Annotated in this window: 11 protein-coding genes and 1 pseudogene; 7 read left to right on the top strand and 5 right to left on the bottom strand. The window is 68.2% G+C overall.

The features are described 5' to 3' along the window. Together ACWD3E_RS42800 and ACWD3E_RS42795 are read left to right on the top strand one after the other, a co-directional pair. Positions 1-242: hypothetical protein (locus ACWD3E_RS42800; protein WP_451392867.1), on the top strand; the 242-nt coding region annotated here is incomplete at its 5' end. 307 nt (positions 243-549) lie between these two features. After that, complete coding sequence (locus ACWD3E_RS42795; RefSeq protein ID WP_451392864.1) at positions 550-1,188, top strand: hypothetical protein; 639 nt, start codon at positions 550-552, stop codon at positions 1,186-1,188. 237 nt (positions 1,189-1,425) lie between these two features. Here ACWD3E_RS42795 and ACWD3E_RS42790 read toward each other — a convergent pair whose 3' ends face one another. After that, entirely contained in the window at positions 1,426-2,196 is a 771-nt protein-coding gene (locus ACWD3E_RS42790; protein ID WP_451392866.1) for a transposase, read from the bottom strand. Positions 2,197-2,702: 506 nt separating this feature from the next. Then, positions 2,703-3,242, bottom strand: coding sequence for a TetR/AcrR family transcriptional regulator (locus ACWD3E_RS42785; protein ID WP_451392863.1), 540 nt, complete (start codon positions 3,240-3,242; stop codon positions 2,703-2,705). Positions 3,243-3,288: 46 nt separating this feature from the next. Here ACWD3E_RS42785 and ACWD3E_RS42780 point away from each other — a divergent pair, with 46 nt between their 5' ends. The 3 genes from ACWD3E_RS42780 (at position 3,289) to ACWD3E_RS42770 (ending at position 7,535) form a co-directional block, all read left to right on the top strand. Then, positions 3,289-4,938, top strand: a complete 1,650-nt coding sequence (locus ACWD3E_RS42780) for an FAD-dependent oxidoreductase (protein WP_451392862.1) — start codon at positions 3,289-3,291, stop codon at positions 4,936-4,938. Between the two features lie 277 nt (positions 4,939-5,215). Beyond that, complete coding sequence (locus ACWD3E_RS42775) at positions 5,216-5,482, top strand: GlsB/YeaQ/YmgE family stress response membrane protein (RefSeq protein ID WP_451392861.1); 267 nt, start codon at positions 5,216-5,218, stop codon at positions 5,480-5,482. Between the two features lie 418 nt (positions 5,483-5,900). Then, entirely contained in the window at positions 5,901-7,535 is a 1,635-nt protein-coding gene (locus tag ACWD3E_RS42770; protein WP_451392860.1) for a serine/threonine-protein kinase, read from the top strand. 355 nt (positions 7,536-7,890) lie between these two features. Here the strand turns inward: ACWD3E_RS42770 and ACWD3E_RS42765 are convergent, their stop codons facing one another. After that, positions 7,891-8,220 carry a helicase associated domain-containing protein gene (locus ACWD3E_RS42765; protein WP_451392859.1) on the bottom strand — a complete coding sequence of 110 codons (330 nt, stop codon included), beginning with the start codon at positions 8,218-8,220 and terminating at the stop codon, positions 7,891-7,893. A gap of 159 nt (positions 8,221-8,379) precedes the next feature. On the opposite strand from ACWD3E_RS42765, the pseudogene ACWD3E_RS42760 reads away from it, so the two are divergent. Then, positions 8,380-8,605, top strand: a pseudogene (locus ACWD3E_RS42760) (transposase); the annotation flags it as partial. A gap of 197 nt (positions 8,606-8,802) precedes the next feature. On the opposite strand, the gene ACWD3E_RS42755 reads toward ACWD3E_RS42760, so the two are convergent. Beyond that, the gene (locus ACWD3E_RS42755) at positions 8,803-9,555 is read right to left on the bottom strand and encodes an SAVMC3_10250 family protein (protein ID WP_451392858.1); all 753 of its coding nucleotides are present in this window, start codon (positions 9,553-9,555) and stop codon (positions 8,803-8,805) included. On the opposite strand from ACWD3E_RS42755, the gene ACWD3E_RS42750 reads away from it, so the two are divergent. Continuing rightward, positions 9,541-10,501 (top strand): IS5 family transposase gene (locus ACWD3E_RS42750; RefSeq protein WP_451392857.1). Its coding sequence is split into 2 segments (ribosomal slippage): positions 9,541-9,932 and positions 9,931-10,501, totalling 963 coding nucleotides; the frame shifts between segments, so codons are not numbered across the junction. The two genes, ACWD3E_RS42755 and ACWD3E_RS42750, sit on opposite strands and share 15 nt — an antisense overlap. Here ACWD3E_RS42750 and ACWD3E_RS42745 read toward each other — a convergent pair. Further along, positions 10,487-10,657, bottom strand: a 171-nt coding sequence (locus ACWD3E_RS42745; RefSeq protein WP_451392865.1) for a transposase, incomplete at its 5' end; no start/stop codon positions are given. The two genes, ACWD3E_RS42750 and ACWD3E_RS42745, sit on opposite strands and share 15 nt — an antisense overlap.

Genomic DNA, 10,657 nt, shown 5'->3' with positions numbered 1-10,657 from the left:
AGTTCGTGGCCTACGGCTGGTCGGGGGAGCGCTCGCTGCCAGCCGTGCACGATCAGGTGGACGGGGCGGTGGCGGCCGCGGTCAGCACCGGCTGGAAGGGTGTGCCGCTCGAAAAGTCGTCGTCGCGGGTGGCAGCGGTGACGGTTCGTCGGCTGGGAGCGTGTCCGGATGATCGTGTCCCTGTTGTACAAGGCGACCCGGAAGTTGCTCTCCCCGCCGTCGTTGCTGCTCCGCGGGGATGAGGCGAAAGACGCTGGGCTTCTCGTCCTGCGCCACGAGAACGCGGTGCTGCGGCGGCAGCTGCCGGCGGGCTGTCTCGATCAGCAGCAACCCGCCTGCCTGCGAGACGGCGCCGTTGCCGTTACCCGACACCCGCAAGCGCGGGTAGAAACCGATACGCTTGCTCACCTGGAAAGTGCCTCCAGCCGGTGCGGGAACAGGGACCTCGACAATCCCCATTCTCGCTGGTCAGGGGCACTTTTCGCGTAACTGATCACCTACCGGACAGCCCACGTCGCAGCGCGAGGTCAGTAGAGGGGGATGGGCTGGATGACGTCGCCAGACTCTCAAGAAGTCACCGAGCGGGCCCGGCCGGTGTGGGTGCTCACACCGCTGGAGAACGTCGGGCCGTTGCGGTTCGGCATGAGCATGGATGAGGCGGCGATGGCGCTGCCGGAGACCCCTGAGCTGCGCCGGTTCCAAGCCGAGCCCTATTTTCCAGAGATCGTGGGTCTCCAGCTGGGGCTCAGCCCGGCGGAACCCACCGTATACGAGTACTTCGACGGCTCCGGCCGACTGTTCTGCGTCGCGACTGACGCCGTTCGCGGGCCGCAGGTGACTCTGGACGGGATGGAGCTGGCCGGTGGTAACCCGGCCAAGCTGGAGCAATGGCTGTTCGATCTGCCCGACTCGATGGGCGGCGTGTCCTATGGGCCGCGCGGAAACCCCGGGATCAACGACCTGGGCCTGGTCCTGCGAGTGCAGGACACCGCAAACGGACTGCTGACCCGGCCGGTGCTGGTAGGCCGCGACTGGGCCGACCGTTGCACCGACGACTGGGAAGGCGCGATCCCCGAATGCGAATGGGTGGGCCACATATGGCCCCACCCATCGTTCCCACAGGACCGTGTCTGGCCTCCAGCTGGATACACACCGACCTGGGCAGGCCGGTGGTCGCCGCCGTTCTAACGGCGCGGCTCACTCCCGAGGCCAGTCTGGGCGGCATGGGGGTTGCTCACCTGAGAAGTGCCTCCGGCTGGTGCAGGAAGCAGGCCCTCGACAATCCTCATTCTCGCTGGTCAGAGGCACTCTACAGTTACCTGATCACCTATAGGACAGTCCACCTCGTGAAAGCGCGAGGCTAAACGACGTCCCGTAAGCGCATGTTGGGCCATGGCTGGGATGGCCTTGGGTCGAGGTGGGGGCTTACCCGGCGAGGGCCAGGTTGTGCAGTCGGGCCACGCCGAGGACGGCGTGGTGGACCCCGTCACCGCGTAGCCGGCAGTCGCGGAGGATCTTGTAGGTCTTCATCCGGGAGAAGGCGTGTTCGACGCGGGCCCTGGCCCGGCGGTGGACGGTGTTGTCGGCCTGCTGCTCAGGTGTGAGGGGTCGGTCTTTGCGTGGCCAGTGCGGGATGAGGGCAGGGGTGCCGCGATAACCGCCGTCACCGAGAACGGGCGCGTTCTTCACGGCGCGGTCCACGCCGGATTCCCGGTAGGCGCGGGCGTCGTGGCGGTTGCCGGGCAGGGGTCGTCCGGCCGCTACGACCAGCCGGGTGTTGGCGTCGATGACGACCTGGTGGTTGGTGGAGCAGCGGTAGTTCTTGCTGGAGGCGGCCACGCTCCGGTCGCGGGTCGGGACCAGGGTGCCGTCCACGATCAGCACCGTGCCGGCCGGGTGCCGACCCCGGACAGGGGCCAGCGCGAGAAGCGGAGCGATGTCGTCGATGACCCGGCCGGCAGCGGACTTCGAGATCCCGAACAAAGGGCCGAGCTGCCGCATCGTGAGGTTCGTCCGCCAGTATGCCGCCACCAGCAGTATGCGGTCTTCCAATGACAAGGCCCACGGCCGTCCGCCGGTGGGTTTGCCACCGCCCCGACGCCGCACGAGCCCCACGAGCTTACGGAACTGACGCCCGTCCAGCCCGGCGAACAGGCCCACCCACCGCGGCTCAGCCGCCGTCACCACCACACCCACGCCAAGATCATCACACGCCTGATCAGGGCTTACGGGACGTCGTTTAGCGCCCTCCGGCCACAACACGCGCGCTGGGACGCCGGTCCGCTTGGCATACGCGACGACGTCCGCTGTACCGCCGAACGCCCACGCTGGCTTTCCGTCCCGTATGGCAAACAGCTCGTCGAAACAGGCCGACGAGGATTTCGCTTCCCGCCTGGTATACGGCCGGATCAACAGCGCCACGGGCAACTACCTGATTGCCGGCTGGACCGTTCTTATGCCGCCCTGCCCGAGCTTCTCGGCCAGCTCGTACCGGCCACTCAGGACCATGTCCCGCCCCACACACGCCTCTCCGTGACTCAGAAACCCATCACAACCCCGGCGCAGCTTACGGCGTGACCTCGACGGGTCCCTCGCCACCGCCGCAGCCGGGCGGGTCGCAGAGAGCAGGCGCGGGCTGGCGCACTGTCGAACTCACGTGACACCCCGGCCAGGGCCTGCGACCAAGCGTACTTGGGCGAGGGTCAGGCGGACGCGCCGTGCAGCAGGATCGCGGTGATGAAGTCCGGGGCCTGACGGGCGCCCATGTGGCCTTCGAGTGTCAGCTCCCACGCGGTCTCGGCCAGGCCGCAGAACGTCGAGGCCAGCCAGGTGGCCGGCATGTCGTTGCGCAGCAGCCCCGAGTTCTGGCCGCGTTCCATGAGCTTGACGGTCCGGATGAAGATCGCCTTGGCCCGCGTGCTGGCCTCGGGCAGACCCGAGACGTCGGGCTCGACGTAGACCAGGCTCCACAGTTCGGCGAACGGCGTGTACTCGGCGACCAGCGCGGCCAGTACCTGCTCCATGGGCGCGGCGTCCGCCTCGGCCTGGTCTAGGACCCGGTCGCAGTCGTCCAGGATCTTCTCGGCCATCGCCTGCACCAGGAGCTTACGGGTGGGGAACAGGCGGACCAGGGTCGCCCGGCTGATGCCCGCGCGCGCGGCGATGACCTGCATGGACGCCGCCCGGTCCTTGGCCAGGACCGGGATTGCCGAGTCCAGTACCTCTGCCGCGTCGGTACGCATCGTCGCACCAGCCTCCAATGCCTCTATTGACACATCGCTGTTTCAATTGCATGCTCTGCAGTATCAGCCTCATTGTACTGACGAGGAGGGTTACCGCTGGACGGGGTCCACACCGCACGACCTGTGGACCAGCAAGCGGACGCGCACCACGGTGCATGGGGCAGTCCCCGACCGGATCGGGGACCTCACTGAAGCCTGCGCGGCTTCTTCACCTACGGGCAGACCGTCGAACGCAACGGAGCGTTCATCGGCCTCCGCGAAAAACTGTGTCCAGATCGCAGATCGGTTGACAGACATGACGATGCACCGCCGGCGTTTCCTGCAGAGCGCGAGCCTGGGCGTGCCCAGCCTGGCCGCTCTCACCTCCTTGTCCGCCTGCAAGGTCAGCCCGACCGATGCGAACACCACGTCGGCCTCGTCCGGTAGTGAACGGGTGATCGTCATCGGTGCCGGGATCAGCGGTCTTGCCGCAGCCCGCCACCTGGCCGACCAGGGACAGGACGTGGTGGTCCTCGAAGCGCGCGACCGAATCGGCGGCCGCATCTGGACGAGCGAGAAATGGGCCGGCGTGCCACTCGACCTCGGCGCCTCATGGATCCACGGCATCAACAACAATCCGATCGCCGCGCTGGCCGCGAAGGCCAGGGCACGGACGGTCGTCACCGACCCCGACAGCTCCACCGACTACCTTCCCGACGGCAGCGAGGTCGACGACGCCCACGAAAAGGTGATGGAGGGCTGGCAGAGCAAAATGGAGGACGCTCTCGCCGCGTACCAGGACAACGCGGACAAGGACACGTCGGTACGCAGCGTGGTGGAGCGCGCCCTGCACTGGTCCTCACTGTCCGACGACGACAAGGTCCTGGCTTCCTTCGGGCTGAACGACTACGAACACGAGTACTCGGGCAGCGTGAACCAGATGTCGGCCCTGTACTTCGACGACGGCGCGGACATCAAGGGCAAGGACGTGCTGTTCCCGCGCGGCTACCGCCAGATCACCGATCTGCTCGCGCGGGGACTGTCGATTCGGACCGGGCAGGTCGTTAGGCACATCGACTGGAACTCCAGCGGCGTGACGGTCGGCACCGACAAGGACACGTTCCACGCCGGCCATGTGGTGGTGACGCTGCCGCTGGGCGTGCTGCAGAGCGGCGCGGTCACGTTCGGGCCCGGGCTGCCCGCCTCCAAGCGCACGGCCATCGCCAAGCTCGGGATGGGCGTGCTCAACAAGTGCTACCTGCGCTTCCCCAAGGTGTTCTGGCCGGACACCGACTGGATGACCTGCATTCCGGAGCTGGACAGGTACGGCCAATGGGAACAGTGGATCAACATCACCCGGCCCACCGGCCAGCCGGTGCTGCTCGGCTTCAACGCCGCCGACTTCGGCCGCACGATCGAAGGCTGGAGCGACACCCAGATCGTCAACAGCGCCATGGAAACGCTGAAAACCATCTTCGGCAGCGACATCCCCGCCCCTGTCGGCTACCAGATCACCCGCTGGGCCTCCGATCCGTACGCACGCGGCTCGTACTCGTACAACAAGATCGGCTCCACACCGGCCATGCGCGACCATCTCGCCACCGCCGTGGGCGACCGTGTGCACTTCGCTGGCGAGGCGACGCACCGCGCCTCCTACCAGACCGTCCACGGCGCCTACCTGTCAGGAATTCGCGCCGCCAAGGAAATCGCAGACTGAAAAGAGCCGGACTGGGCGGTGCCCTCGTCTTCCGCATCCCCGACGGCCAGCCCCGGCCCCGGCCCCGGCCCTCAAAGATGCGGCTCCGGCCTGACCCTCTGCCAAGTCGTCCGAGAGTTGCAGGCACTCCATCCCATCTGGGCCGACGTCTGTCCCGCCTGCCACCGCGACATATCCGCCCCCTGCCACCTGACCAAGCACTACTGGCTTGCGTAATAACGAACCAAGTGTCGGTCTCGGGCGCACCTGAACCCGACCCGACGGAAGGAAGAACACCGTGGGCATCATCAGCTGGATCATCCTCGGCCTGTTCGCCGGAGCCATCGCCAAGACGCTGCTGCCCGGCCGCAGCCCGGTGGGGCTGATCGGCACGACTCTCATCGGCGTCGCGGGCGCCTTCGTCGGCGGCTGGCTCTCCGCCCGCTTCCTCGACCGCCCGGTGGAGAAGGACTTCTTCGACCCGTACACCTGGGGCGCCGCGGTCGCCGGCTCCGTGGTACTGCTCATCGGTCACCGCATCGTGTTCGGCACCTCCCGCGAATAACTTCCGATTGCGGTACGGCTCGCCGAAGACCGTCATCGTCTCGGCAGGCGTTCCGCATCCGGCCGAAGCTCTGGCCGCGCGCGTCGTTGTCAAGGACCCGGGCTGACGACGACTGCGCTCATGTCCCGACGCCTCCTCGCTCAGCGACACGTGCCCCCAGGGCAGCGACAAACCGATGGTCGTCCCTCGCCCCGCCGTCAGCCGGTGCGCCTGCTCTAACGTCACGCTGCCGCTGGGTCGGCGCATGCACAGCCCCCAGCAGCGCCGTCGGCCGTTCGGCGAGGGCGGCGCCCCCCGTTCATCAGCCGCACCCGGCCGAGCAGTTCGGCGACCATCCCGGGGTCTCTTGGGCCGCCCCGGCCGCCGCACCCACTCCGCTCCGCCCCAGTCCCAACCGCTCGACCCGCTGGGAGACAGCATGACCGCACAGCCCTTCGGCGCTCTGTCGCCCTCACCCTTCGAGGCACTGTCCACGGACGATCCCCGCGAGATCGGCGGCTACCGCCTCTGCGCGCGGCTCGGCGCGGGCGGCATGGGCCGGGTCTACCTGGCCTACACCGTTGGCGGGCGCCCGGTCGCGCTCAAGGTGGTCCGGCCAGAACTTGCCGAGGATCCCGGGTTCCGGCACCGCTTCGCCCAGGAGGTCGCCAGCGCCCGGCGTATCCACGGCCTCTACACCGCTCAGGTGGTCGACGCGGGCACCGATGCCATCACCCCCTGGCTCGCCACCACCTTCGTGCCTGGTCCCTCCCTTCAGCAGGTCGTCCGCTGTCACGGCCCGTTGCCGGAACGGACCGTGCTGCTGCTCGTCGCCGGCATCGCTGAGGCCCTGCATGCGATCCACGCAGCGGGCGTCGTCCACCGCGACCTCAAGCCTGGAAACGTCCTCGTTGCTGCCGACGGCCCCCGCGTCATCGACTTCGGCATCGCCCGTGCTGCCGACGCCAACCCCCTGACCGGCACTGGCCTGCGCATCGGCTCGCCGGGCTTCATGGCTCCCGAACAAGCCCTAGGGCTGCCCGCCACGCCGGCCACCGACGTCTTCGCCCTAGGCGCCCTGATCGCTTACATAGGCTCCGGCACCGCCCCCTTCGGCGACGGACCCGAGTCCGCCTCCCTCTACCGGGCGATACACGAGGAGCCCGACCTATCCCATCTTCCGTACGGGCTGCACGAGTTGGTCCGGCTCTGCCTGGCCAAGAACCCCGAAGACCGGCCGGGCACAGCCTGGCTGATCGAGGCCGCCCGCAGGCACCCAGCCACCGGCGGGGAACTCCGCTTCTCCGACGGCTGGCTGCCTCAACAGGTCAGCAACGAGATCCATCGCCACACCGACCTACCGACCACCTCGCCCCCGCCCGCCACGGTGCTCGACCCGGTTCGGTCCGCAGCCGACGCCCTGGCCGCCGCATCCGTTCTCCCCGTCCCGGCGCCCCACCAGCAGCAGCCAGCGCCCGCCGTGCGTAACGCCACGACCGACGCACGCCGAGGCGCCCGCACCGCGCTCCTGACAGCCATCGCCTTTGTCACCGGTGCTGCAACGACCTACGTCCTGCTCCATTCCTCATACTTCGGCGACCGCGTCGAGCAGAACGTCGCCGCCACCGGCAGCATCCCCCCTTCCACTGCCTCAACCCCCGCCCCTTCCTCCGCCACGCCTCCACAACCGACCACGATCTCCGGCTATACCGCCGTCTACACGAATCGCGAACTCACCTCCCCTGACTCGGACTACGAGTTCGATCTCAAGGCTGGGAAGGTGACCCAGGACAACTCCACCTGGTACCTGGGCCGTGAGGACGGCGAGTACTACGTCCCTGATGACAGCGCCGCCTTCATTCCGTCGGTCGGCCCCCTCACGCTCACCGACTGTCTCAAGGGCATCGGCACCCAGCCCGCCTCCACCCTGCCCTTCACGACGCTGCACGCCGGCCGCAGCTTCTGCGTCCGCTACCCGGGCGGCCAGGACATCGCCATCATCCGCACGCTCACCGACGGTTCGAACGACGGCCCGGTCAAGGTCTCCCTCACCTACTACCGCCACCCCGCCTGAGCCCCACCAACCCCATTCAGCCTGGCAAGTTCCCAGCCAGGACACCAGCGGCCCGCATCCCCGAGCGGGCCTGGCAGCGTACGTCCGAGGCCCGGCGAGGTGGGTACGAAGGTCGACAGCAGCAGACCAGCAGGGCGGCCAGCCGGAGCCTGGACGGTCGAACGTCGTCCGCTCCCGATGCGTCTCCCCAGGCCACAGATGGCTTCGGGGCGTGGGGCCGGGGCACGGCGCAGGACGTGCGGGCACCATCAGCAACCGCCCGTAGCCGGGGACGCGTAGGCGCTGGCACAGGCGCATGACAGCGGGGTCCGGCAGGATCGCCCCTGCCCACCCCCCGCTGTCCGTTTGGGCGCAGTTATGTCCATCGCATGCCGATGGCGGATAGCTGTTCCACACGCTCCGGCGACAGTGCGGCGGCTCGGGAGCGTTGGTTGCCGATCCATGCACCGATCCGGAGCTCTTGCTCCTTCTGGTCCTCGCCGTCCCCGACAACGATCTGCTCGATGTGCCTCCTGGGCACCCGGAGGTGGCCTTCGCGCTCGTAGTACTGCTTGGCGGCCTCGTAGGTGGTGGCCCATTTGTCGGCCTGGCTACGACGCGGCTTGGGCTTCTCGTCCTCGGCCGCGGGTCCGATGTCGAGGGCGTGGTCGCACATCCATTGCTGCAGTGCCGTGAGCTGTCCCACTGCAGGCGCTGCGCCTGCGTCCATCGTCCGAGGTCTTCGCCCTGGTGCACGACCGTGCCCGGCGACATGGGCAGCGCACCGCCGGCCTCCAGGTGGAGTCGGAGCAGGTGGAAGGCGCGCTGCCACTCCACCGACCAGGCCGGGCACGGGTTGATGGCGCACCTGAACCTCACGCTCAAGACCGTCAGCCGGCCGAAGAACGTCACCGGGTTCGTCGTCCTACCCCGCCGTTGGGTGGTCGAACGCAGTCTTGCCTGGATCATGCACGGCCGCCGACACGCCCGCGACTACGAACGACTTATCCAGCACTCGGAGTCGCTGATGACATGGGCCGCGATCACGCTCATGACCAGGCGCATCACCCGCCTGACCTCCCGCACAGGAGGGGACAGCCGACCTCCCGCGAAGGCCACCGGGACTGATCATCTTCAACACGGTGAACACCGTGTTGCCCTCGGGTCGCCGGAAAACCGTCCGACTCCCATCCCGTCACCCCCGACTGTCACCCGGGCCGAGCTTCACGTCGGCCACTGATCCGGCGCCGGGCGTGGCGCCCTGCGAGTTGGGGACCAGGCCGAAGCTTCACCTTGGGGTGTACTCCGCATACAGCGGTGTGGCCAGCACTGCACGCGGTTCCCGGTCCGTGCGCGCGGCGAGCACCCGCGCGTGTCCGCTCAGTCGCACCGGCGGGCTGACATCGGGGATTGCCCAGGAGTCAAGGCACAGGTAACGAATGCAATGTGAGACAGAGCCGAGACGAACAGGGTGCAGCGTGAGGGAGGGAGGCTCGAAAACGGTTGTCCCGCCTTCGTCCGGTAGTTCAGCGAGCCTCTGGGCATAGGCGCGGATCGCGTCCACGTAGAAGGGAGGCCCTTGCAATGCGCGGGCCTCTTCAGACTGCCGGCGGTCAAGGACATGCACAGCCGAACCCACGAGCACGAACGGCGGCAGTTCCGCTGCGGCAAAGTAGACCACCCCCGCCGTCGTTGCATCGCCGTTACGGGGGCCGTCGCCGGAGGCGAGGCCGTAGCGAAATGACTCCTCGAACTGGATCCAGTCTCCCGGGCGCAGGTCCTCGTCGCTACGACTGCGGAAGCCTTTGGACCGCTCGATCATGGCCACCACGGCGTCCAGTATGGCCGTCGATGATGGCTGTGAATCACTGGGAAACGTCGCTTTCACGGACGCGATTCCGGCGTTGAGCCCTGCTTCCAGACCGAGCCGCCTGCGGAGCCGGCCCGAGAGCTGCGGGGCTAGGCCGTTTCTGATGGCTCTTGCTGGGCTGGGTGGATCAGCTCGTGGGCTGGGCAGGTGCGCCTCATGGTGCGGCGACATGAGCTCACGGACGCGCAGTGGCAGAAGATTGAGCCGTTACTGTCCGCCAACGGCAAGCCTGGCGGGCAGTGGGCCGATCACCGCAAAGTGATCAACGGAGTGCTGTTCCGGGCCCGTACGGGGGTGCCCTGGCCGGACCTGCCTGAGCGGTATAGCCCCTGGCAGACCGTCTACGAACGGCATCGCCGCTGGTCGGCGGACGGAACGTGGCGGCAGATCCTGGCCGAGTTACAGATCGAGGCCGACGCCGCCGATCCCGACGGGGCGCTGGCCAGGGCGGCCGGGGAGGAGACTGCGCTGCGCAGGCGGGAATGGGCGGTGAACATCGACTCCACCTCGTGCCGGGCACATCAACACGCGGCCGGGGCCCGGCGCCGGCCTCCGCGCGACTTCCCGCAAAAGGGGGCGGGCGCGTGTGGAGGGGGATGGGAGGGAGGCGCTGGGGCGCTCACGGGGCGGACTGACCAGCAAGATCCACCTGTTGTCCGACGACCGGGCCCGCCCGTTGACCTGGCTGACCACGCCGGGACAACGGGGCGACAGCCCCATGTTCATCCCTGTGCTGGACGGCTTGCGGATCCGGCGGTGCGGACCGGACCGGCCACGCCGCCGTCCCGATCGTGTCCGCGGCGACAAGGCGTACTCCAGCCGCGACAACCGCGCTTATCTGCGGCGACGGGGAATCAAGGCAACCATCGCCCAGCCCGATGACCAGCGGGCCAGCCGCAAGCGCAAGGGCCGGGCCGGAGGGCGTCCACCAGCCTTCGACAAGGCCCAGTACCGCCGCCGCAGTGCCGTCGAACGGTGCGTCAGCAAGTGGAAGCAATACCGGGCAGTGGCCAGCCGATACGACAAGCGTGACTACATCTTCAACGGCACCCTGGCCGTCGCAGCGATCGTCATCTGGCTCCGCGACCTCGTCCAAGAGCCATCAGAAACGGCCTAGGCGTTCTTCGGTGAGGAAGGCATGGGCGGCGGTCACGAGGGTGATGTGGTGGTGCCAGCCCGGCCAGGAACGGCCCTCGAAGTGGTCCAGGCCCAGGCCGTGTTTGAGTTCGCGGTAGTCGTGCTCGATGCGCCAGCGGACCTTGGCCAGCCGCAC

This window comes from Streptomyces sp. NPDC002676, assembly GCF_053592455.1.
The sequence above is the reverse complement of the archived record's forward strand: the minus strand, read 5'-3'. Positions and strand labels throughout refer to the sequence as shown.

What these genes read in the sequence shown, in the direction of transcription:
- ACWD3E_RS42795 (WP_451392864.1), top strand. Translation starts at nt 550, where the DNA reads ATGACGTCGCCAGACTCTCAAGAAGTCACCGAGCGGGCCCGGCCGGTG.
- ACWD3E_RS42785 (WP_451392863.1), bottom strand. Translation starts at nt 3,242, where the DNA reads ATGCGTACCGACGCGGCAGAGGTACTGGACTCGGCAATCCCGGTCCTG.
- ACWD3E_RS42770 (WP_451392860.1), top strand. Translation starts at nt 5,901, where the DNA reads ATGACCGCACAGCCCTTCGGCGCTCTGTCGCCCTCACCCTTCGAGGCA.
- ACWD3E_RS42755 (WP_451392858.1), bottom strand. Translation starts at nt 9,555, where the DNA reads ATGTCGCCGCACCATGAGGCGCACCTGCCCAGCCCACGAGCTGATCCA.